This window comes from Plantimonas leprariae (genome assembly GCF_008802405.1).
Classification (GTDB): Bacteria; Pseudomonadota; Alphaproteobacteria; order Rhizobiales; family Rhizobiaceae; genus Plantimonas; species Plantimonas leprariae.
In genome coordinates, this window is record NZ_VZDO01000001.1 from 212,690 (window position 1) to 234,217 (window position 21,528).

19 protein-coding genes are annotated in these 21,528 nt (G+C 68.5%); 10 read left to right on the forward strand and 9 right to left on the reverse strand.

What is annotated here, in order from left to right; all coding sequences use genetic code 11:
- Positions 1-111: 111 nt before the first annotated feature.
- The 9 genes from F6X38_RS00955 to F6X38_RS00995 all read left to right on the forward strand — a co-directional run bounded on the left by F6X38_RS00955 (position 112) and on the right by F6X38_RS00995 (position 10,271).
- A complete protein-coding gene (locus F6X38_RS00955; protein ID WP_246191121.1) occupies positions 112-2,034 on the forward strand; it encodes an extracellular solute-binding protein in 1,923 nt (640 codons plus the stop codon).
- Positions 2,031-3,911: an extracellular solute-binding protein gene (locus F6X38_RS00960; protein ID WP_202617919.1), complete on the forward strand. Its 1,881-nt coding sequence runs from the start codon at positions 2,031-2,033 to the stop codon at positions 3,909-3,911. Before F6X38_RS00955 ends, F6X38_RS00960 begins: the two co-directional genes overlap by 4 nt.
- Positions 3,912-3,948: 37 nt before the next feature.
- Positions 3,949-5,037: a microcin C ABC transporter permease YejB gene (locus F6X38_RS00965; protein ID WP_150967665.1), complete on the forward strand. Its 1,089-nt coding sequence runs from the start codon at positions 3,949-3,951 to the stop codon at positions 5,035-5,037.
- Positions 5,038-5,135: 98 nt separating this feature from the next.
- A complete protein-coding gene (locus F6X38_RS00970) occupies positions 5,136-6,257 on the forward strand; it encodes an ABC transporter permease (RefSeq protein ID WP_150967970.1) in 1,122 nt (373 codons plus the stop codon).
- Between the two features lie 10 nt (positions 6,258-6,267).
- The gene (locus tag F6X38_RS00975) at positions 6,268-6,510 is read left to right on the forward strand and encodes a hypothetical protein (RefSeq protein ID WP_150967666.1); all 243 of its coding nucleotides are present in this window, start codon (positions 6,268-6,270) and stop codon (positions 6,508-6,510) included.
- Positions 6,507-6,941: a type II toxin-antitoxin system VapC family toxin gene (locus F6X38_RS00980; protein WP_161992574.1), complete on the forward strand. Its 435-nt coding sequence runs from the start codon at positions 6,507-6,509 to the stop codon at positions 6,939-6,941. The genes F6X38_RS00975 and F6X38_RS00980 overlap by 4 nt, the downstream gene beginning before the upstream one ends.
- Positions 6,941-7,969 (forward strand): cation diffusion facilitator family transporter, encoded by a 1,029-nt coding sequence (locus F6X38_RS00985; RefSeq protein WP_150967668.1) that lies wholly within the window; start codon positions 6,941-6,943, stop codon positions 7,967-7,969. The genes F6X38_RS00980 and F6X38_RS00985 overlap by 1 nt, the downstream gene beginning before the upstream one ends.
- Positions 7,966-9,621, forward strand: a complete 1,656-nt coding sequence (locus F6X38_RS00990; protein ID WP_150967669.1) for an ABC transporter ATP-binding protein — start codon at positions 7,966-7,968, stop codon at positions 9,619-9,621. The genes F6X38_RS00985 and F6X38_RS00990 overlap by 4 nt, the downstream gene beginning before the upstream one ends.
- Positions 9,618-10,271, forward strand: a complete 654-nt coding sequence (locus F6X38_RS00995) for an NUDIX domain-containing protein (RefSeq protein WP_150967670.1) — start codon at positions 9,618-9,620, stop codon at positions 10,269-10,271. Before F6X38_RS00990 ends, F6X38_RS00995 begins: the two co-directional genes overlap by 4 nt.
- 4 nt (positions 10,272-10,275) lie before the next feature.
- Here the strand turns inward: F6X38_RS00995 and F6X38_RS01000 are convergent, their stop codons facing one another.
- The gene (locus F6X38_RS01000) at positions 10,276-11,136 is read right to left on the reverse strand and encodes a C40 family peptidase (protein WP_150967671.1); all 861 of its coding nucleotides are present in this window, start codon (positions 11,134-11,136) and stop codon (positions 10,276-10,278) included.
- 76 nt (positions 11,137-11,212) lie between these two features.
- A complete protein-coding gene (locus tag F6X38_RS01005; RefSeq protein ID WP_150967672.1) occupies positions 11,213-12,589 on the reverse strand; it encodes a leucyl aminopeptidase family protein in 1,377 nt (458 codons plus the stop codon).
- Between the two features lie 126 nt (positions 12,590-12,715).
- Between F6X38_RS01005 and F6X38_RS01010 the strand changes: the two genes are divergently transcribed.
- Entirely contained in the window at positions 12,716-13,528 is an 813-nt protein-coding gene (locus F6X38_RS01010) for a tetratricopeptide repeat protein (RefSeq protein ID WP_161992592.1), read from the forward strand.
- A gap of 6 nt (positions 13,529-13,534) precedes the next feature.
- Here F6X38_RS01010 and F6X38_RS01015 read toward each other — a convergent pair whose 3' ends face one another.
- Genes F6X38_RS01015 through cpaB form a run of 7 tightly spaced genes read right to left on the reverse strand, consistent with a single transcriptional unit; the run spans position 13,535 to position 21,421 of the window.
- The gene (locus tag F6X38_RS01015) at positions 13,535-14,539 is read right to left on the reverse strand and encodes a type II secretion system F family protein (protein ID WP_150967673.1); all 1,005 of its coding nucleotides are present in this window, start codon (positions 14,537-14,539) and stop codon (positions 13,535-13,537) included.
- Between the two features lie 8 nt (positions 14,540-14,547).
- Complete coding sequence (locus F6X38_RS01020; protein WP_150967674.1) at positions 14,548-15,549, reverse strand: type II secretion system F family protein; 1,002 nt, start codon at positions 15,547-15,549, stop codon at positions 14,548-14,550.
- Between the two features lie 13 nt (positions 15,550-15,562).
- Positions 15,563-17,032, reverse strand: a complete 1,470-nt coding sequence (locus tag F6X38_RS01025; protein WP_246191122.1) for a TadA family conjugal transfer-associated ATPase — start codon at positions 17,030-17,032, stop codon at positions 15,563-15,565.
- Positions 17,033-17,063: 31 nt separating this feature from the next.
- On the reverse strand, positions 17,064-18,329 hold the full coding sequence (locus F6X38_RS01030; protein WP_150967675.1) for a CpaE/TadZ family protein: 1,266 nt from the start codon (positions 18,327-18,329) through the stop codon (positions 17,064-17,066).
- A 13-nt stretch (positions 18,330-18,342) separates the two neighbouring features.
- Complete coding sequence (locus tag F6X38_RS01035; protein WP_246191123.1) at positions 18,343-19,050, reverse strand: CpaD family pilus assembly protein; 708 nt, start codon at positions 19,048-19,050, stop codon at positions 18,343-18,345.
- The gene (locus F6X38_RS01040) at positions 19,047-20,606 is read right to left on the reverse strand and encodes a type II and III secretion system protein family protein (RefSeq protein ID WP_161992575.1); all 1,560 of its coding nucleotides are present in this window, start codon (positions 20,604-20,606) and stop codon (positions 19,047-19,049) included. The genes F6X38_RS01035 and F6X38_RS01040 overlap by 4 nt, the downstream gene beginning before the upstream one ends.
- Positions 20,606-21,421 carry a Flp pilus assembly protein CpaB gene (gene cpaB / locus F6X38_RS01045; RefSeq protein ID WP_150967676.1) on the reverse strand — a complete coding sequence of 272 codons (816 nt, stop codon included), beginning with the start codon at positions 21,419-21,421 and terminating at the stop codon, positions 20,606-20,608. The genes F6X38_RS01040 and cpaB overlap by 1 nt, the downstream gene beginning before the upstream one ends.
- Between the last annotated feature and the right edge of the window lie 107 nt (positions 21,422-21,528).

Sequence of the window (21,528 nt, forward strand, 5' to 3'; positions counted from 1 at the left end):
GAGGCGGCCTTTTCGTTGCGGGACGGATCAGCTTTTCGCGAGACGTCCGCGTTCGCCGAAGGATGGCCACAAAATCCGTCTGACGTGCGCCCGACCATCTTGGAGAGCCCGTTGACGTTCCTTCGCCCTTCCCGCCGGCAGATGCTCCTCGCCGGAGCGGGCTTCGCCTTCGCTCCCCGCTTCGGCTTCGCCGAGGACGCGCCGGCCGGCGGCGAGGCTCCGGCCGCCAAGCTCGCCGCGACGCCGCTCGACGGCGACTGGAAGGCCTCCACCTCGCTGATCGGGCCGTCCAAGTATCCGGGCGACTTCAAGCACTACGACTACGTGAACCCGGACGCGCCGAAGGGCGGCACGGTGCGCTCGGCGACGCTCGGCACCTACGACAGCTTCAACCCGTTCATCGTGCGCGGCACGCCGGCCGCCGGCCTCGTGAATTTCGGCGGCGGCCTCCTCTACGACACGCTGATGGAGCAGTCGGTCGACGAGGCGGCGACCTCGCACGCCATGGTCGCCGAAGCGGTGCGCTATCCGGCCGACTTCCGGTCCGCGACCTTCCGGCTCGACCCGGCGGCGCGCTGGCACGACGGCCGGCCGATCACCGCGGCGGACGTCGTCTGGAGCTTCGAGACGCTGAAGACGCTGCACCCGCAGTGGGCGACCTACTACAAGAACGTCATCGCCGCCGAGGCGACCGGCGAACGGGAGGTGACGTTCCGCTTCGATCAGGCGAACAACCGCGAGCTTCCCGCGATCATGGGCGATCTGACGATCCTGCCGAAGCACTGGTGGGAAGGCACGGACGCGAAGGACGCGAAGCGCGACATCTCGCAGCCGACGCTGGAGCCGCCGCTCGGCTCCGGCCCGTACCGGATCGAGAGCTTCGACACCGGACGCTCGATCCGCTGGAAGCGCGTGCCGGACTACTGGGCGGCCATGAGCCCGACGCGCGTCGGACGCTACAATGCCGACGAGATCGTCTACAGCTATTTCCGCGACCAGAACGCCAGTTGGGATGCCTTCCGCAAGGGCGGCATCGACGACTGGCGCATCGAATACTCCTCGCAGCGCTGGTCGGAAGGCTACGACTTCCCGGCCGCGAAGTCCGGCAAGGTCATCCGCAAGACCTTGAAGAGCTACGGCGTCGAATCGATGCAGGCGTTCGTCCTGAACAATCGGCTGCCGAAGTTCGCCGACCGGCGGGTGCGCCAGGCGCTGACCCTCGCCTTCGACTTCGAGACGATGAACCGGACGCTGTTCTTCGGGCTGAACCAGCGGATCTCGAGCTACTGGGCGAACAGCGAACTCGCGGCGACCGGGCTGCCGACGCCGGCCGAGCTGAAGCTGCTCGAACCCCTGCGCGATCAGGTGCCGCCGGAAGTCTTCACCTCGGAGTTCAAGCTGCCGGTCTACGACACGCCCGCGAGCGCCCGGACTTATTTGCGCCAAGCCTTCGATCTCCTGCAGGCGGCCGGCTACGCGATGCGCAACTCGGCGCTCGTCGACGCGAAGGGTCAGCCCTTCACGGTCGAGTTCCTCGGCGACGACCCGAGCGACAACCGCGTGCTCGACCCGTTCGTGCAGCAGCTCGGCCGGCTCGGCATCCGCGCCAACGTGCGCATCGTCGACGCCAACCAGTACACCGCGCGGATGCGCGCCTTCGACTTCGAGGCGGTGGCGATGAAATACTATCCGCAGTCGCTGTCGCCGGGAAACGAGCAGCGGGACTTCTGGAGTTCCGGCGCCGCGGACGCGCCCGGCAGCCGCAACTATGCCGGGGTGAAGAGCCCGGCCGTCGACAGGCTGATCGACGCGATCGTCTTCGCGCCCGACCGCGAAACCCAGGTGGCGGCGACGCGAGCGCTCGACCGCGTGATGCTCTGGAACTTCTTCGTCGTACCGCAATGGTTCCGCGCCGACATCTGGCTCGCCTACTGGAACCGGTTCGGCATGCCGGAGCGCCAGCCGGAATATACCAGCATCGACCCCTATTCCTGGTGGATCGCGGAAGCCGCGCCGGCCGGGGCCGCGCCGTGACCGCCTTCTCCTTCTCCCGCCGCCGCTTCGGCCAGTTCGTGCTGGCGCTCGGCGGCGCGGCCGCCCTGCCGGCCGAGCTTTTCGCGCAAACGCCCGCCGACACGCCCGTCCACGGCCTGTCGGCCTTCGGCGACCTCAAGTACGCCGCCGACTTCAAGGCCTTCGCCTACGCCAACCCGGACGCGCCGAGCGGCGGGCGGATGGCCATGTCCGCGCCGAACTGGACGCTGAACCAAAGCACCCAGACCTTCGACACGTTCAACACCTTCGTCCTTCAGGGCAACGCGCCGCCGCGGATCGAGATGCTCTACGATTCGCTGATGGTGTCGTCGCTGGACGAGCCCGCGTCCTTCTACGGCGCGCTGGCGGAATCCGTATCGGTCTCGCCGGATCGCAACGCCTTCACCTTCCGGCTGCGGCGGGAAGCGCGCTTCTCGAACGGGGCACCGGTCACGGCGGCGGACGTCGCGTTCTCCTACCAGTCCTTCAAGGACAAGGGGCATCCGGCCCTGGCGATCGCGCTCGCCGACATGAAGGAGGCCACGGCAGAAGGCGACGGGACCGTTCGCCTCGTCTTCACCAGCGGCAAGGCGTTCGTGGACGTCCTGTCGGTTCTGGCCTTCCCGATCGTCGAGGCGGCGCATTTCGCGAGCCGCGATTTCGCCAGCGGCGGCTTCGAGCCGATCCCCGGCAGCGGGCGCTATGCGGTCGGGCGGTTCGCCGCCGGCAACTTCATCGAATACGAAAAGCGGGCCGATTACTGGGCGAAGGACATGCCCTTCGCGCGCGGCCTCGACCATTTCCAGACGATCCGTCTCGCCTTCTTCCGCGACCGGCAGGTCGACCTCGAGAACTTCAAGCGCGGCGACTCGCACTACCGGGAGGAAGCGACCTCGAAGAGCTGGGCGACGGAATACGACTTCCCCGCCGTCCGCGAGAAGAAGGTCGTCAAGCGCGCCTTCGAACGCGAGAAGTCGGCCTCGTTCCAGTGCTGGGCGCTGAACCAGCGGCGGGAACGCTTCCGCGACGCGCGCGTGCGCCGGGCGATCAACCTGTGCTTCGACTTCGAGTGGACCAACGCCAAGGTCTTCTACGAACTCTACAAGCACTCCGATTCGTGCTTCGAGAACTCCGACTTCAAGGCGGTCGGCCGGCCCGGGCCGGAGGAGTTGGCGATCCTGGAGGCGCTTCGCGGCAAGGTGCCGGACGAGGTGTTCGGGGACGTCTGGACGCAACCGGTCTCGGACGGGTCCGGCAACGACAGGCGAAAGCTTCGCGAGGCCTACGAGCTCTTGCAGGCGGCCGGCTGGACGCAGCGGAACGGCCGCTTGGTGAACGCCGCCGGCGAGCCCTTCGCGCTGGAATACCTGATCGACGATCCTGGCTTCGAGCGCGTCTACGCCAAGTTCATCGAGAACTGCCGCCGGCTCGGCATCGACGCGCGCATCCGGCTGGTCGACGCGTCGCAGTACCAGAACCGCCAGAACGGCTTCGATTACGACATGATCGGCTCGGCCATGTCGCTGGGCTCGACCCCGACGCGCGACACGCTGATCGGTCTCTTCGGCAGCGAGACCCGCGACCGCCCCGGCTCCTACAACCTCGTCGGCATGGGCGACCCGGCCGTGGACAACCTGATCGACACGGTCGTCGCCGCGAAGTCGCGCGAGGCGATGACGCTTGCCATGCGCTGCCTCGACCGCGTACTGCGCGCCCGTCTCGACTGGATACCGAACATCCATTCCGACGAGCACCGCGTCGCCTACTGGGACCGGTTCGGCTTCAGGGAGCCGAAGCCCGAATACGGTCTCGGCTTCCCGGTGGAATCGCTTTGGTGGTACGACGAGGCGAAGGCCAAGTCGATCGGCCGCACCTGAGCGAGGCCGCGCCGCCGGCCGCAGACGAAAGAGGTTCATGGGCGCCTACATCCTCCGACGCCTCCTCCTGATGATCCCAACCATGTTCGGGATCATGGCGATCTCGTTCGTCGTCATCCAGTTCGCGCCGGGCGGCCCGGTGGAACAGGTGATCGCCAACCTTTCCGGCCAGGGCGGCGGGGCGGGCGATCGCGTCGGCGGCGCCGGCGGTGACTTCGGGGCGCAAGGCGGCGGCGACGCGTCCGGCTACCGCGGGGCGCAGGGGCTGGACCCCGCCTTCATCGCCAAGCTCGAACAGCAATTCGGCTTCGACAAGCCGCCGCTCGAGCGCTTCGCCCTGATGATCTGGAACTATCTGCGCTTCGACTTCGGCGAGAGCTACTTCCGCTCGGTCTCGGTGATCGACCTCATCAAGGAGAAGCTGCCGGTCTCGATCTCGCTGGGCTTGTGGATCACCTTCCTGTCCTACGCGATCTCGATCCCGCTCGGCATCCGCAAGGCGGTGAAGGACGGCTCGGCCTTCGACATCTGGACCTCTGCCGTGGTGATCGTCGCCTATGCGGTGCCGGGCTTCCTGTTCGGCGTCATCCTGCGCGTCTTCTTCGCCGGCGGCGCGTTCTTCGACTGGTTCCCGCTCGGCAACCTCACCTCCGAGAACTGGGCGGAACTCTCCTGGCCGGCCCGGATCGGCGACTACTTCTGGCACCTGACGCTGCCGCTGATCGCCCTGTCGCTCTCGGCCTTCGCGACGACGACGCTCCTCACCAAGAACTCCTTCCTCGACGAGATCCGCAAGCAGTACGTCGTGACTGCCCGCGCCAAGGGCCTCTCGGAGCGCCGCGTCCTCTATGGGCACGTCTTCCGCAACGCGATGCTGATCGTCGTCGCCGGCTTCCCGAGCGCCTTCATCTCGTCCTTCTTCACCGGCGCGCTGCTGATCGAGACCATCTTCTCGCTGGACGGCCTCGGCCTGCTCGGCTTCGACAGCGTCTACCAGCGCGACTATCCGGTGGTGTTCGCGACGCTCTACATCTTCTCGCTGATCGGGCTCCTGACCGCGCTCCTGTCGGACCTCACCTATACCTGGATCGATCCGCGCATCGACTTCGAACGGCGGGCGGTCTGAGCGTGGACAATCCGACGTCCGAACCCCGCGAGACCGTTCCCGCGCCGGAGGAGGCACGGCAGGACCGCGCCATCGACGCGTCCGCCGGCGTCGCGCAGATGGCGCCCGCCGCGCGGGTGGTGCGCTCCCGCCTGTCGCCGCTCAACCGGCGTCGGCTCGCGAACTTCAAGGCGAACCGGCGCGGCTACTGGTCCTTCTGGATCTTCGCGGCGCTCTTCGTCGTGACCCTCTGCGCCGAGGTGATCGCCAACGACCGGCCGCTCCTCGTCGAATACAAGGGGGATTTCTACTACCCGCTCCTCGTCGACTATCCGGAGACGACCTTCGGCGGCTTCCTGCCGACCACGACCTATCGCGACCCCTTCATCCAGGAGGAGATCGGCAACAACGGCTGGATGATCTGGCCGCCGATCCGCTACTCCTACGGCACAGTCAACAACGAGATCCCGACCAACGCGCCCTCGCCGCCCTGGTGGCTCCTGTCGAAGGAGGAGCGCTGCGCGAAATATCCGAACGGCGTCTCCGACGCGAACTGCACGCCCGGCAACTGGAACTGGCTCGGCACCGACGACCAGGCGCGGGACGTGCTGGCGCGGATCGTCTACGGCTTCCGCATCTCGGTGCTGTTCGGCCTGACGCTGACCTTCTTCTCCGCGATCGTCGGCGTCTCGGCCGGCGCGGTTCAGGGCTATTTCGGCGGCTGGACGGACCTCCTGTTCCAGCGCTTCATCGAGATCTGGTCGTCGATCCCGACGCTGTTCATCCTCCTGATCATCGCCTCGATCCTGCCGCCCGGCTTCTGGATCCTGCTCGGCATCATGCTCGCCTTCTCCTGGGTCGCCTTCGTCGGCGTCGTCCGGGCGGAGTTCCTCCGGGCGCGCAACTTCGAATACGTCAACGCCGCCCGCGCGCTTGGCGTGAAGGACCGCACGATCATCGTCCGCCACCTCCTGCCGAACGCGATGGTGGCGACGCTGACCTTCCTGCCCTTCATCCTGAACGGCTCGATCACCACCTTGACCTCGCTGGATTTCCTCGGCTTCGGCCTGCCGCCGGGTTCGCCGTCGCTGGGCGAACTCCTGCAGCAGGGGCGCAACAACATCAACGCGCCCTGGCTCGGCATCTCCGGCTTCGCGGTGCTGTCGCTGATGCTCTCGCTCCTCGTCTTCATCGGCGAGGCCGTCCGCGACGCCTTCGACCCGAGGAAGACGTTCAGGTAGGATGGCGGCCATGGGCGAAGCGAAGAAGATCGTCACCGAGGATGCGACCGCCGCGGAACTGCCGGAGCGTTTCCGCGGTGATCTGCCGCCCGATCAGAAAGTCGTCGTGCTGGTGCTGCCGATTCCGGACGACGAGACGGCGAAACTGCCGAAGTACCTACGCTACTGGGGTGCAGCCGCGCATCTCGGTACGACGACCGAAGAAGCGGTCGCGCGTGTCCGAGCGTTGCGCGACGAATGGGACGATCGATGAGGCCGTCGATCTATCTCGACACGAACGCGATCATCGCCTTCGTCGAGCAACGGCACGCCGGCCTTGAACTCCTGTTCGCGCATGCCGAGAGGGGTCTTGTCGAGTTGCTGACAAGCGAGTTGACGCTCGCGGAGGTGCTGGTCCGCCCGCTGCAGCGGGCGGAGGACTGGCTGCTGCAACTCTACGAGGGCTTGCTGGTCGAGGATCGTGTCGTCGGAATGAAGTCGATCAGCCTCGACATCCTGCGCCGGAGTGCTGCCATTCGCGCTGCAACGGGTGGCAAGACACCCGACAGCATCCATGTGGCGACCGCGATCGCCGGGGAATGCGCTTACCTTGTCTCCTCGGATCGACGACTGCGGGTTCCGGAAGGACTTCGGAAGATCGCGGCAGACGAGATCGATGGCACACTGATCAGGAGTTGGGGATGATGTCCGGCCCGCAGGAAAACTCCCACGATCACGACCACGACCATGCCGGCCACGCTTCCGAGCGGCGTGTGGCGGTCGCGGCGGGGCTCACGGGGCTCTTCATGCTGGCGGAGATCGCCGGCGGCCTCGTTTCGGGATCGCTGGCGCTTCTCGCCGATGCCGGCCACATGTTCGTCGACTTCGCCGGCCTCGCGCTCGCCTTCCTCGCCTTCCGCATCGCCCACCGGCCGGCGAACGCCCGCAACACCTACGGCTACGACCGCCTGCAGATCCTCGTCGCCTATTCCAACGGCCTCGTGCTCTTCGGCATCACCGCGGTGATCGGCTTCGAGGCCTGGGCCCGGCTCAGGAACCCCGCGCCGGTGCTCGGCGGCACGATGCTCGCCGTCGCGGTGGGCGGCCTCCTCGTCAACGTCGCCGCCTTCTTCGTGCTGCACGGAGGCGACCGGGAGGACCTGAACCTTCGCGGCGCTCTCCTCCACGTCATGGGCGACCTTCTCGGCTCGGTCGCCGCCATCGCGGCGGCGCTGGTGATCCTCTGGACCGGCTGGACGCCGATCGACCCGATCCTGTCGGTGCTCGTCTGCCTCCTGATCCTCGCCAATGCCTGGCGGCTGGTGCGCGACGCCGGCCATATCCTGCTCGAAGGCGCGCCGGCGGGCGTCGAGACCGCCGAGATCGCGCCGACGCTCCGGCGCGAGGTCCCCGCCGTCGCCGACATCCACCACGTTCACGTCTGGGCGATCACGCCGAAGCGGAAGGCCGCGACGCTGCATGCCGTCATTGCGGAAGGACAGGACGGCATGGCGGTGATCCGGGCGCTGAAGGCGGTGCTGGAAACGCGCTTCGGCATTTCCCACGCGACCGTCGAGATCGAGCACGGCCGCTGCGCCGACCGCGTGCCGGACGATCACGACCATGATCACGCCGAAGCGCATCCGCATCGCGCACACGACCATACCGGCCACCGGCGCGACCCGCATCACCATCACGGGCATGTCCACCGCATGATCGGATCGCCGGCATGAGCGCGGTTCGCGAAGCCGGGCCGGCGGACGCGCCGCTTCTCGACGTGCGCGGCCTGAAGGTCGCCTTCCACGGCGGCGGCCGGACTTCGCTCGCCGTCGACGACGTGTCCTTCTCGATCGGTCGCGGCGAAACGCTGGCGCTGGTCGGCGAATCCGGTTCCGGCAAGTCGGTCTCGGCCCTGTCGGTCCTGAAGCTCCTCCCCTACCCCGCCGCCAGCCATCCCGGCGGCGCGATCCTCTTCGACGGCGAGAACCTCATCGACGGCGCCGAGCGGACCCTGCGCCGCATCCGCGGCAACAAGATCTCGATGATCTTCCAGGAGCCGATGACGTCGCTGAACCCGCTCCATACGATCGAGCGGCAGGTGGGCGAGATCCTGAAGGTGCACCGGGGCCTCCGGGACCGGGAGGCTTCCGCCCGCACGCTCGACCTCCTCCGGCAGGTCGGCATTCGCGAGCCGGAGAAGCGGCTCGGCGCCTATCCGCACCAATTGTCCGGCGGGCAGCGGCAGCGGGTGATGATCGCGATGGCGCTCGCCAACGAGCCGGACCTCCTCATCGCCGACGAGCCGACCACGGCGCTCGACGTGACCGTCCAGGCGCAGATCCTCGCACTCCTGAAGGAGCAGCAGGAGAAGCGCCGCATGGCGATGCTGTTCATCACCCACGATCTCGGCATCGTCCGGCGCATCGCCGACCGGGTGTGCATCATGTACAAGGGTCGGATCGTCGAGGAAGGCCCGGCGGGCCGCATCTTCGCGAACCCGCAGCACGATTACACGAAGCGCCTGCTCGCGGCCGAGCCGAAGGGCCGCCCGCCGGCGGCGAACACCAACGCGCCGCTCGTGATGGACGGGCAAGGCGTCAAGGTCTGGTTCCCGATCAGGACCGGCTTCTTCCGCCGCACCACCGACCACGTGAAGGCGGTGGACGGGATCGACATCGCTGTCCGCGCCGGGCAGACGGTCGGAGTGGTCGGGGAATCCGGCTCCGGCAAGACGACGCTCGGCCTCGCCCTCACCCGCATGATCTCGTCGGAAGGCCGCATCGCCTTCGGGGATACGCGCATCGACGAGCGCTCCTTCGGGGCGATGCGGCCGCTCCGCCGCGAGATCCAGATCGTCTTCCAGGATCCGTTCGGCTCGCTCAGCCCCCGCATGTCGATCGCCGACATTGTCGGCGAGGGGCTGCAGGTGCACGAGCCGGGCCTTTCCGGCCTTGAGCGCGACCGGCGCGTCGTCGCGGCGCTCGAAGAGGTCGGGCTCGATCCGGAAGCGCGCTTCCGCTACCCGCACGAATTCTCCGGCGGCCAGCGCCAGCGCGTCGCGATCGCGCGGGCGATGGTGCTGAACCCGCGCTTCGTGATGCTGGACGAGCCGACCTCGGCGCTCGACATGAGCGTCCAGGCGCAGGTCGTCGACCTGCTGCGCGACCTGCAGCGCAAGCACGACCTCGCCTATCTCTTCATCAGCCACGACCTGAAGGTGGTGCGCGCGCTCGCCAACGAGGTGATCGTCATGCGCAACGGGCAGGTGGTGGAGCGGGGCCCGGCCGACGAGATCTTCGAGCGGCCGCGGACGGACTACACAAAGGCGCTGATGGCCGCCGCCTTCCGCATCGAGGCGACGAACACCGGAGCCGCCGCGCAATGACCGCCAGCCATTATCGCGACGCCCTCGCCGACCAGCCGCTCGACGTCGAGATCACCGGGCGCGAGCGGCTGAAGGAAGGCTTCCGCAACTTCGACGCCGTGACGGTGAAGCACGAGTCGCTCGACGGCGCGAGCCGCATCGGCCCGCTGCGGCGCGAGCTGCTGACCACCGGCTCGGTCGTCGTGGTGATCCCCTACGATCCGGCGCTCGACCGGATCGTCGTGATCCGCCAGTTCCGCATCGGTCATGCGCTGAAGACCGCGAATGCCGCCGCGTTGGAGCTGCCGGCCGGCGTCTGCGACGACGGCGAGGAACCGGAGACGAGCGCCCGCCGCGAGCTCCTGGAGGAAAGCGGGTTCGAGGCGAAGGCGGTGGAGAAGCTGTTCACCATGCTCCCCTCGCCCGGCCTCACCGACGAATACGCCCATGTCTACCTCGCGATCGTCGACGCGTCGGAGCTCAAGTCCGCCGCCGGCATCGCGGACGAGCACGAGGACATCCGGCCGATCGCCGCTCCGGCGGACGCGCTGATCGAGGCGGTGGACGGAGGCCGCGTCGAGAACGGCTTCCTGATCGCCTGCACCCACTGGTTCGCCCGCCACGGCCGGGCGCGCGCCGCCACGCTCACGGCGCTGCTCGAAGCGGACTGATGCGCTATCCGAGCCGCCGGATGCTGGAAACGGCGACGCCCTTCGCTTCATAACGGCGGACTGTCTCGGCCAGCGGCTCGACGGCGGTCGCCATGTGGAAGGCATTGGCGTGGATGAGCCGTTCGCCGTCCAGCATGATGCCGACATGGCCGCGCCAGAACACGAGGTCGCCGCGCCGCAGCGGCTCGATCCCGGCGATCCTCGCGCCCAGCGCGGTTTCCTGCATGTCGGTGTCGCGCGGCGCGGCATGTCCCGCCATCGCCAGCGCGATCTGGACGAGACCGGAACAGTCGATCCCGGCGACGGTGCGACCGCCCCAGAGGTAGGGCGCCCCGACGAAGCGTTCGGCTACCGCGACGAAATCCGGCGCGGCGTCGCCGACCGCGGCCAGATGCTGCACCACCACTGCGCCGGCCGGCTCCACGATCGCGTAGGTGGCGTTGCGGTCCTCGGCCTCGCCGGCTTTCGCGACGCGCGCGCCCATCGGCAGGATGGCGAGCGACGGTCGCTTGATGTCGGGCTCGGGGAAGAGGAGCGTCGAGGGAGCCGAGACGCGATGCGTCGCGGCCGCGCCGGCTTCGCCGAGGGCGCTCGCTTCCATCCAGCCGACATAGCCGTCCGCGTCGAGCTGCACCCAGCTCCAGCCGTCGGAATCCGTCTCGAAGACGTGGACGCGCTCGCCGAACAGCGCCTCGGTCTCCTGCATCGCCGCGGCGCGCGGCTCGCGCCGGAGCGCGGCCGTGCCACGCTCGACCCGCATCGGCACCCCTTCGACGAAGCGCTCCGCCTCGATCTGGCCCCGCAGCCGCGCGTCGGCGAGGTCGGGCCGATAGGCGTTGATGCGGCGGTCGAGGGTTTCGGTCATGGCAGGAGCGGCACGGTTCGGCTGGTCAGCGTTGCGGGTGAAACCTTTCGAAAAGGTTTTACGTGAAACATGGGAGTCATTCCGGCGGAAAGCGCGTCTCGATCAGGCGGTGCAGCGCGCGGATGCACTGCGCCTCGCCGCCGGCCGGCCCGGTCGGCCCTGCCTGCGGCCGCCAGGCGAAGACGTCGAAATGCGCCCAGGTCTTCGCTTGCTTGACGAATGCTTGCAGGAACAGCGCCGCCGTCACCGAGCCGGCGAAGCCGTCGGACGTGACGTTGTTGGTGTCGGCGATCTTCGAGGCGAGGTTCTTGGCGTAAGGGGTCCAGAGCGGCAGGCGCCAGAGCGGGTCGGCGACCGCCAAGGACGCTTCGGCGAGTTCGGCGGCGAAGGCCTCGTCGTCCGTGAAGAAGGGCGGCAGGTCGGGCCCGAGCGCGACCCGCGCCGCGCCGGTCAGCGTCGCCATGTCGAGAAGGAGGTCGGGCGCCTCCTCGTCGGCGAGGGTGAGCGCGTCGGCGAGGATCAGACGGCCTTCCGCATCGGTATTGCCGATCTCGACCGTCCTGCCGGCGCGGCTGCGGAGCACGTCGCCCGGCCGGAAGCTGTTGCCCGCGATCGAGTTCTCCACCGCCGGCAGGAGGACGCGCAGCCGGATCGGCAGCTTCCGGCCCATCAGGATCCGGGCGAGGCCGAGGACGTTCGCCGCGCCGCCCATGTCCTTCTTCATCAGGAGCATGCCGGAAGCCGGCTTGATGTCGAGGCCGCCGGTATCGAACGAGACGCCCTTGCCGACAAGGGTGACGCGCGGCGCGTCTGCCGCGCCCCAGCAAAGATCGACGAGGCGCGGGGCGACCGAGCCGGCGCGCCCGACCGCGTGGATCATCGGGAAGTTCTCCGCGAGGAGATCGTCGCCGACGATCGACGAAACCTCGGCTCCGAACTCGGCCCCGAGATCGCGCGCCGCCTGCTCCGTCGCGTCCGGCAGGAAATCGTTCGCGGGCGTGTTCACGAGGTCGCGGACGAGGTGGACGGCGGAGGCGACGAGCGTCGCTTTCGCCTCGTCCGCCGCGCCGGCGGCGATCGTCGGGGCTGCATCGCCTTCGGGCTTCGCGCGGTAGCGGTCGAAGCGATAGGCGCCCAGCCGGAAGGCGAGGCTTGCGAGATCGGGATCGAGCGGATGCCCGTCCGCCAGCCGCCACGCGCCGTCCGGCAAGGCGTTCGCCAGCGCGCCGGCGAGCATGGAACGGCCGGCCGCCGAGCCGCTCTGCTTCTCTTTGCCGAGCCCGAGCACTGCCGCGCCGACCTCGCCGGAAGCATCCGGTACGAGCAGCACCTCGCCGGCCCCGCCCTTGAACCGGCAGGCGGCGCACCAGCGCCGCACGTCGTCCGGCAGGGTCTCGAAGCCGTCGGCGAAGACGGGCCAGACCGGACGTTCCCCGTTCGCCGCCTCGACCATTCGGAGAACTCCCTCGCATCCATTGCCAGACAAGGTTCCGCGAACATTGTCCGTCGCGAGGCGGCTTAACGAATTCGGCCGCCGCCGCAAAGGCCGTTTCGGGAAGGAACAAGGTTGCGTATCTCGATTCGCGCGAGTTCGTCGGGCGCCCGGACTCCCCTTCTCCTCGCCGGCCTCGCCGCGCTCGCCCTCGCGGGCTGCCAATCGACCTCGCGCGAGATCACGGGTTCGATCCGCCGTCCGGCTGCCGGCGCCTCGTTCGACCGGATGACGCAGACCGAACTCAGGAGCGCGACCGAGACCTACGGCACGGCCTACGAGAAGAACCCGAAAGACAAGCAGGCAGGCATGTCCTACGCCTCGCTGCTGCAGATGACCGGGCGCAACGACCAGTCGCTGGCGGTGATGCGGCAGATCGCGATCGCGAACTCCAAGGACCGCGACGTGCTGGCCGCCTACGGCAAGGCGCTGGCCGCGGCCGGCGACCTGCCGAAGGCGCTGGAAACGGTGCGGCGCGCCCAGACCCCCGACTATCCGGACTGGCGGCTCCTGTCGGCGGAAGGCGCGATCCTCGACCAGCTCGGACGCTCCGACGAGGCGCGGGTCGCCTATCGCAAGGCGCTCGACATCCAGCCGAACGAGCCTTCGGTCCTGTCCAATCTCGGCATGTCCTACGTCCTGACCAACGACCTGAAGAGCGCCGAGACCTACTTGCGGCAGGCGGCGGAGCGGCCGGGCGCGGACAGCCGCGTGCGCCAGAACCTCGCGCTCGTAGTCGGCCTGCAGGGGCGCTTCGACGAGGCCGAGCGGATCGCCGGCGCCGAACTCTCGCCGGAGGACGCGACCGCCAACGTCGCGTACCTGCGCAAGATGCTCGCCCAGCAGAACACCTGGGCCGCGTTGAAGGACGAGAAGCAGGCGCCGCCGCCGAAGAGCTGACCGCCCCTACTGCATGGCCTGCATGATCTGGATGGCGGCAGGCCCGAGGATCACGGAAAACAGCACCGGCAGGAAGAACAGGATCATCGGCACGGTCAGCTTCGGCGGCAGCGAGGCGGCCTTCTTCTCGGCGAGATTCATGCGGTGGTCGCGGCTTTCCTGCGCGAGGACGCGCAGCGCCTGACCGAGCGGCGTGCCGTAGCGCTCGGCCTGGATCAGCGCCGTCGTCGCCGAGCGCACGGTCTCCAGCCCGATCCGGTTGTTGAGGTTCTCGTAGGCGACGCGCCGGTCCGACAGGTAGGACAGCTCGGCGCAGAGCAGCACCAGTTCCTCCGCGAGCGGCACGGACTGGATGCCGATCTCCTCCGACACGCGCCGGAACGCCGCCTCGCTCGCGAGACCGGACTCGACGCAGATCAGGAGGAGGTCGAGGGCGTCCGGCCAGGCGCGGCCGATCGAGAGCTGGCGCTTCTTCAGCCGGTTCGCGAGCAGGACGTTCGGCAGGTAGAAGCCGGCATAGGCGACGGCGACGCAGGCGACGAGGCGGATGCCGAGCGGCTGTCCCTCCAGCGCCCCGAGCGCGAAGACGTAGACGAGGCTCGCCGCGAAGGCGGCGAAGGGCAGCGCGAACCGGGCGAACAGGAACAGCGTCAGCGGACGCTGGCCGCGATAGCCGGCCTGGCGAAGCTTGGTGACGGTCTTCTCGTCGGACAGGGCGTTCTTCAGGTTGAAGCGGTTCACCACCTTGGAGGCGAGGCCGGCATCGTCGAGCTGGCGGGCGCTCGCGCGGCGCGTGTTGCCGCTGCGGTCCTTCTCGTTCGCGAGCCTGGCCCGCTCGCGCGCCCGCAACTCGTCGCGCTCCAGCGCCACGACCTTCATGCGGGTCTTCAGCTCGTTGCCCTGCAGCATCGGCAGGGCGACGGTCACGGCCGTCGCGAACACCGCGAAGGTGACGAGGAGGCCGACCACGACTTGCGGCGAAAGGCCGACGAGAGCGAACGCCTGATCCATGTCCGTTCTCAGAAGTCGAAGTTGATCATCTGGCGCATGACGACCACGCCGATCGTCATCCAGAGGATGCCGCCGCCGATGATCATGTGGCCCATGGATTCGGTGAAGAGGAGCGAGATGTATTCGGGGCTCATGATGTAGATGAGCGTGCCCACCAGCACCGGCAGCGCGCCGATGATGGCGGCGGAGGACTTCGCCTCCATCGACATGGCCTGCACCTTCATCCGCATCTTCCTGCGCTCGCGCAGGACCTTCGAAAGGTTGCCGAGCGCTTCCGACAGGTTGCCGCCGGCCTGGCTCTGGATCGCGATCACGATGGCGAAGAAGTTGGTCTCGGAGAGCGGCACGTTCTGGTACAGGCGCTCGACGGCTTCGCCGGCGGAAATGCCGAGTTGCTGCGCCTCGACGATCTTGCGGAACTCCGAGCGGACCGGCTCCGCCGCCTCGGTGGAGATCATCCGCAGCGTATCGTTGACCGGCAGGCCGGCCCTGACGCCGCGCACGATGAGATCGATGGCGTTCGGGAACTCCTCGCTGAACTTCTTCAGGCGGCGCTTGCGCAGGGTGGCGATGACGAAGCGCGGCAGACCGAGGCCGCCGACGATCGCCCCGCCGAGCATGACCGGCAGCGAGCCGGTGAGAACAAGGAGCAGCACCGCCACTCCCAGGCCGGCGCCGGCGCTGAAGATCATGAACTGGCGTTCGGTGAGCGAGAGGCCCGCTTGTTCCATGCGCCGCCGGAGCGGCGGATTGTTCGCATGGCGCGAGCGCTCCTTCTCGCGGTCGTCGAGCTCCTTCAGCGAGTTCTGGATGGTCTTGCGGCGCTTGGCGGTCTCGGCGACGCGGTCGCGCGCGGCGACGCGCGCCGCACCGTTCGTCTCGACGCGCGAGTACTGGCCGAGCCGCGAAGCGGCCTTCTTCTCGTTCGCGATGCGCGGCTGCAGCACCGCGTAGGCGAGGCCCGAGGCCGCGAGCGCGGCGAAAAGGGCGAAGAACAAGACCTGCGCCATCGCTTCCGTCCCGTCAGTCGGCCGCGGAGTCGAGCGCCTGCGCCAGCCGCTGCTCCTCGTTGTAGTAGCGGGCGCGGTCCCAGAAGGCCGGGCGCCCGACGCCGGTCGAGCGGTGGCGGCCGACCAGCCGGCCGTTCGCGTCCTCGCCGGTGATGTCGTAGAGGAAGAGGTCCTGCGTGGTGATGACGTCGCCTTCCATGCCGACCACCTCGGTGATGTGGGTGATGCGGCGCGAGCCGTCGCGCAGGCGCGCCGCCTGGACGATGACGTCCACCGAGCCGACGATGATCTCCTTCACGGTCCGGGCCGGCAGCGAGAAGCCGCCCATCGCGATCATCGACTCGACGCGGTTCAGGCATTCGCGCGGGCTGTTGGCGTGGATCGTGCCCATCGACCCGTCGTGGCCGGTGTTCATCGCCTGCAGGAGGTCGAACACTTCCGGTCCGCGCACCTCGCCGACGATGATCCGCTCGGGCCGCATGCGCAGGCAGTTCTTCACGAGGTCGCGCATGGTGATCTCGCCCTCGCCCTCGATGTTGGGCGGACGGGTCTCGAGGCGCACCACGTGCGGCTGCTGGAGCTGCAGTTCGGCCGTGTCCTCGCAGGTGATCACCCGCTCGTCCTGGTCGATGTAGCGGGTCAGGCAGTTCAGGAGCGTCGTCTTGCCGGAACCCGTGCCGCCGGAGATGATGACGTTGCAGCGCACGCGCCCGATGATCTGCAGGATCTGCGCGCCCGCCGGCGAGATCGCGCCGAAGCGGACGAGCTGGTCGAGCGTCAGCTTGTCCTTCTTGAACTTGCGGATGGTGAGCGTCGCCCCGTCGATGGCGAGCGGCGGCGCGATGACGTTGACGCGGCTGCCGTCCGGCAGGCGGGCGTCGCAGATCGGCGAAGCTTCGTCGACGCGCCGGCCAACTTGGCTGACGATCCGCTGGCAGATGTTGAGGAGCTGCATGTTGTCGCGGAAGCGGACGTTGGTTTCCAGCACCTTGCCGCCGACCTCGATGAAGGTCCGGTTCGGGCCGTTCACCATGATGTCGGCGATGTCGTCGCGGGCCAACAAGGGTTCGAGGGGCCCATAGCCGAGGATGTCGTTGCAGATGTCGGCGAGCAGGTCCTCCTGCTCGGCGATGGTCATCGCGAAGTTCTTGATCGCGATGATGTCGTTGACGATGTCGCGGATCTCCTCGCGCGCCGACTCGTTGTCGAGCCGCGCGAGCTGGGAAAGGTCGATCGTGTCGATCAGCGCCGAGAAGACCTGCGCCTTGGTCTGGAAATAGCTGGCCGGCCGGTCGCGCCCGCCGGCATCGGCGACGACCGGGGGCGGCGGCGGCGCCGTCACCGCCGCGGCGGGCAGCTCGATCCCGATGCCGCCGCCGATCGGCATCGGCGCGGCCGGCGGCGTGCCGGGCGCGGGGCGCGGGCGCTCCGTCGCCTTCGCGGGGCCGCGCTCGGCGGTTTCGTGGGCGCGCTTTCCGAACATCGCCTGATCCCTGCCCTGCTACCGAACGCTGCTACTTGCGGCGCAGCCGGGCGAAGAGATCGAGGCCCGGGCGCTTGGCGCGCTTGGCCTCGTTCCGTCCCGTGAAGGCGTGCGCGAGCGTGTTGAACACTTCGACGGCAGGGTGCTTGCCGTCGACCTCGCCGATCATACGGCCGTTGTTGGCGGCGTTGCCGAAGGCCGCCGGGTCGAAGGCGACGAGGCCGGCGGGCTCGAGTTCGAGGGGCGCCGCGAAGTCGGCGGCCGCGATCTCCGGGCGCTTCGGGATCGAGAGCTGGTTCAGGACGAGGCGCGGCGGCCTGTCGTTCGGGCGGAGCCGGCGCAGCGTGTCGACGAGGTTCTTCGCGTTGCGCAGGTTCGCGAGGTCGGGCGCGGCGACGATGGCGACCTCGTCGACCTTGGCGAGGACGCTCCGCGTCCAGTCGTTCCAGCTATGCGGCACGTCGAGCACCACGACCGGCGTCGTACGCTGCGCCGTCTCGATCAGCGCGGTGAAGGCTTCGGCGCCGAAGTCGTAGGTCCGGTCGAGGAGCGAGGGCGCGGCGAGCAGCGACAGGTGGTCGGCGCAGCGGGCGAGGAGGCGGTCGAGGAAGACCTCGTCCAGCCGGTCGGCCGAGAACACCGCCTCGGCGATGCCCTGCGCCGGGTCCTGATCGAAGTTGATGTTGGCGGTGCCGAAGGGCAGGTCGAGGTCGGCGAGCAGCACGTCGGAGGAGAACAGGCGCGAGATCGACCAGGCGACGTTGTGCGCGACCGTCGACGCGCCGACGCCGCCCTTGGCGCCGACGAAGGCGATCGTGCGGCCGAGGGGGGCGGCATCCGGATCGGCGAAGAGGCCGGCGATCACGGCCATCACCTCGGGCATCGTCACCGGGGCGACGAGATATTCCGAGATGCCGCGCCGCGTCAGGTCGCGGTAGAGGCCGATATCGTTGTGATGGCCGATCACCACCACCTTCGAGCCCGGATCGCAGACGTCGGCCAGCCCTTCGAGCTCGGCCGCGAGCCCGTCGGGCGGCAGCCGGGATTCGAGGATGATGAGGTTCGGCGTCGGCGCGGAGCCGTAGTGCTCGACGGCGGCGCGGATGCCGCCCATGTGGACGCGCAGGTGCGCTTTCGCCATGCGGCGATCCTCGCTCGCGCGCTGGATCGGCTTCGCCACGCCTTCCGTCTCGCAGAAGGCCTGCACCGACACGCGCGGGATCGGCCGCAGCCCGTCCACCGAGGCGGACTCGTCGTGAAGGAGCGAGGTGTCCGCCCCCTTCATGGCGTCGCTCATCGCCCTTACTCCCTTACCAGTCGTAGTCGCTCTCGACCGCCGGAGCGGCCGAGGAGGTCTTGTCGCCCGTGCGGTAGCTTTCCAGCATCTCGGTCCGCCGGGCGGCGTCGATCGGGCTGCGGCCGCGCGGGCCGAGGAGGTCGCGCGGGTCGGCGACCTGCGCGGCGAGGTTCTGCTGCGAGGCGCAGCCGAAGTTGAAGTACTGCTTGTTCTCGGACGTCTCGCCGAGATCCTCCGGCCAGCGCCCGCAGGGGGCCGTCTTGGCGGCAAGCGTCGCATAGGAGAGACGGATCGGCACCGCGCCCGCCTGGCCGTCGGCATGGTAGGGCTGGAGGAGGATGCGGTCGCGCGGCACGCCGGCGTGCCGGAGCGTCGCCACGACGTCGCGCGAGGCGAGCTCGGCGGCGCGCTCGTTCGCGGAACCGGCCGGCAGGAGCACGCGCATCGCCGCCGAGCGCGAGGCGCGGAACTGGCCGGCGAAATCCTCGATCCGGCCTTTCGCCGGGACCGACAGGCGGATGTCCGAGCTCGTCACCGGAATCTCCAGCAGCGCCGTGTCCTCGTCCACGACGATCGGATGGCGGGTGCGATAGTCGTCCGGGACCGAGCCGACCTCGATCGAATGGCGGTCGGCGCAGGCGGCGAGGAGCGAGGCGCCGAGGGCGAAGGCGAGCCGCAGGACGGGGCGCGGCATCGGAAGGGTCTGGCGGCGAGCGCTCATTTGTAGATGTATCCGACGACGCCGTTGTACCGGCCGGGCGGGAGATCGGTGTCCATCGCACCGTAGACGCGGTTGATGCGGCCGAGGAAGTTCGCGGCGCCGTCGGCGGCAAAGTCTAGGCCGTCGTTCGGCTGTGCCAGCGCAGTGCGGGTCGTCGGTTTGACGAGATAGGGGGTAACGATCACTACGAGTTCGGTCTCGTAGTGCTGGAAGTCGCGTGACCGGAACAAACTTCCAAGCACCGGCACCTTCGATAAGCCCGGGAAGCCGGAAATCGCTTGACGGATTTCGTCGCGCACGAGCCCGGCGATGACGAGCGAACCACCGGAAGGCAGTTCCACCGTCGTATCGGCTAGGCGCTTGCGGATGCCGATCAGATTGACGCCGGGTGCGAAGCCCCTCGGTACGCTAAAGGGGGATTCGAAGGTCGGTTCGGATACCGCCGTTCGAATCTTCAAGCTGATGCGGCCTGGCGATAATACGACCGGCGTGAAATCCAAGCCGATACCGTAATCGATGATACGGTGTTCGTAAGTGACCGTCGGCCGCGGTTGCGCGGCAGTCGGCGGGGTTTCCTGCTTACCGTCGGGAATGCTGAATTCGCCGCCAACCTTGAAGCTCGCCTGCTCGCCTGAGATGGCGGTCAGCGACGGCTCGGCGAGCGTGCGCATTACGCCGGCTTGCTCAAGTGCGCTGAGTTCAGCGTCGATCGTCGTGTTGCCGGCAGTGCCGGAAGCGAAAGCACCGGCACCGGACAGCGCCTTGCCGAGGCCGAACGGATTATCGGAGGTCACACCGAAGGAGAATCCGTCGATGACACCCTGGGTCAGGCCGTTGAAACCGAGTTGCTTGATCACTGAGCGCTGCACTTCGGCGACGGTGACCTTCAGCGTCACCTGATCCTCGCCGGCGATCTGCAGGAGGTTGATGATCTGACTCTTCTGGCGCTCCTCGAAGGCCTGGCTGACGTCGCCGCCGCCGCCCGAGCCGCCCGCGCCAGCTGCCGACTTGATGAACTGGCTGGTGGTCGCCTCGCCGCCCGTCACGTAGATCTGCGCGAGGCGCACCGCCTGCGCCGCGTCCTGCGGGGTCTCGACGCTGCCGGTCAGGACGACGTTGTCGTTGAGGATCTCGGCCTTCACCGCCGAGTTCGGGATGTATTTCGCGATGGTCTTCTCGAGGCCCGAGATGTCCCGCTCGATGCGAAGGTCGAGGATCGCCATCTCGTGCCCGTCCTTGTCGAACACGAAGATGTTGGTCTGGCCGACCGACTTGCCGAAGATGTAGAGGCGGCGCGCCGTGCGCGTCACCGCGTCGGCGACGCCCGGATTGGCGACGAGGATGTCGTGCGCGTCCGCCGGCAGGTCGATGACCTTCGACTTGTCGAGGCCGAGCGTCAGCGACTGCTGCGGCCGCGTGATCCGGACGGTCGGCGAGTCGTCGGCAAGGGTCGGCAGGCAGGGGCCGAGGCCGGCAACGAGCGACAGAGCGAGCGCGAAGGAGCGCGAGGCGACGGTGGTGCGGAGGAAGGAGCGGCGGCGGGTCATTTTCAGCATCACCGCTTGGCGTTGATTTCGGTGGGCTGGCCGTAGCGCACCACCCGGACCTTGCCGTTCTTCGGCTCGCCGGCGAGCAGGAAGGCGGCATAGCCGCTTCCGCCCGGAACGGAATCCTCCAGCGAGCGCAGGGACAGGACGAGGCGGTCGGCGATCTGCTGCGCGGCGGTGAGCGCTTCGGCCTGCTTCGGATCGACCTCCAGCGTCGCCGTCGAGCCGACGACGACCTTGGCGCCTTCCTGCTCCTCGATCGTCTGGTCTATCGCGAGAACGCGGATGTTGGCGAGCACGGTTTCCGTTTCGACCTGAGCGCCCGCCTGCCCGCCGTTCAGCGATTTGCGGGTCATGATGACGTCGACATGGTCGTTCGGCAGGATGAAGCCGCCGGCCGCGGTCTCGGCCGAGATCTGCACGGACATCGCGCGCTTGCCGGCCGGCAGCACCACCGACATGAAGCCGTGGTCGGTGCGCACCAGCTTGGAGTCGCGTACCGGCTCGCCGGTCGCGAAGGACTGGCGGGCGATGACGCCCTTGAGGGATTCGATCGCGTCCGGCCGCGCCGTCCTGGTGATGAGGGCCGGGCCGAGGGCGTCCTGCGGCCAGCTCTGCCAACCGAGCGCGCCGTCGACCGTCGCGCCCATGGCGATGTCGCGCGTGGCGACGAGGACCTCTGCCAGCTTCACGGCCGGCTCGGTCTTGGCGGTGATGATCACGGGCTCGGCAGGCGGCGGGGTGGAGAACTGCAGCGCCACGTAGCCGGCCCCCACCGCCGCCAGCAGCGCCGCCCCCAGCACCACCAGGCGCGAAACGTTCATCTTCGACCCTCGAATGACCGCGCGATGGCGGTCGGCCGAAACGTTATCGCCGCAAAACGGTCAACGCATGGTTAACGAAGCGTGGAGAGGAAGCCGAAACAGTAAGC

What these genes read in the sequence shown, in the direction of transcription:
- F6X38_RS01025 (WP_246191122.1), bottom strand. Translation starts at nt 17,032, where the DNA reads ATGTTCGGAAAGCGCGCCCACGAAACCGCCGAGCGCGGCCCCGCGAAG.
- F6X38_RS01035 (WP_246191123.1), bottom strand. Translation starts at nt 19,050, where the DNA reads ATGAGCGCTCGCCGCCAGACCCTTCCGATGCCGCGCCCCGTCCTGCGG.
- F6X38_RS01040 (WP_161992575.1), bottom strand. Translation starts at nt 20,606, where the DNA reads ATGCTGAAAATGACCCGCCGCCGCTCCTTCCTCCGCACCACCGTCGCC.
- F6X38_RS00980 (WP_161992574.1), top strand. Translation starts at nt 6,507, where the DNA reads ATGAGGCCGTCGATCTATCTCGACACGAACGCGATCATCGCCTTCGTC.
- cpaB (WP_150967676.1), bottom strand. Translation starts at nt 21,421, where the DNA reads ATGAACGTTTCGCGCCTGGTGGTGCTGGGGGCGGCGCTGCTGGCGGCG.
- F6X38_RS01020 (WP_150967674.1), bottom strand. Translation starts at nt 15,549, where the DNA reads ATGGCGCAGGTCTTGTTCTTCGCCCTTTTCGCCGCGCTCGCGGCCTCG.
- F6X38_RS01005 (WP_150967672.1), bottom strand. Translation starts at nt 12,589, where the DNA reads ATGGTCGAGGCGGCGAACGGGGAACGTCCGGTCTGGCCCGTCTTCGCC.
- F6X38_RS00975 (WP_150967666.1), top strand. Translation starts at nt 6,268, where the DNA reads ATGGGCGAAGCGAAGAAGATCGTCACCGAGGATGCGACCGCCGCGGAA.
- F6X38_RS00965 (WP_150967665.1), top strand. Translation starts at nt 3,949, where the DNA reads ATGGGCGCCTACATCCTCCGACGCCTCCTCCTGATGATCCCAACCATG.
- F6X38_RS00990 (WP_150967669.1), top strand. Translation starts at nt 7,966, where the DNA reads ATGAGCGCGGTTCGCGAAGCCGGGCCGGCGGACGCGCCGCTTCTCGAC.
- F6X38_RS01015 (WP_150967673.1), bottom strand. Translation starts at nt 14,539, where the DNA reads ATGGATCAGGCGTTCGCTCTCGTCGGCCTTTCGCCGCAAGTCGTGGTC.
- F6X38_RS00995 (WP_150967670.1), top strand. Translation starts at nt 9,618, where the DNA reads ATGACCGCCAGCCATTATCGCGACGCCCTCGCCGACCAGCCGCTCGAC.
- F6X38_RS01000 (WP_150967671.1), bottom strand. Translation starts at nt 11,136, where the DNA reads ATGACCGAAACCCTCGACCGCCGCATCAACGCCTATCGGCCCGACCTC.
- F6X38_RS00985 (WP_150967668.1), top strand. Translation starts at nt 6,941, where the DNA reads ATGTCCGGCCCGCAGGAAAACTCCCACGATCACGACCACGACCATGCC.
- F6X38_RS01030 (WP_150967675.1), bottom strand. Translation starts at nt 18,329, where the DNA reads ATGAGCGACGCCATGAAGGGGGCGGACACCTCGCTCCTTCACGACGAG.
- F6X38_RS00970 (WP_150967970.1), top strand. Translation starts at nt 5,136, where the DNA reads ATGGCGCCCGCCGCGCGGGTGGTGCGCTCCCGCCTGTCGCCGCTCAAC.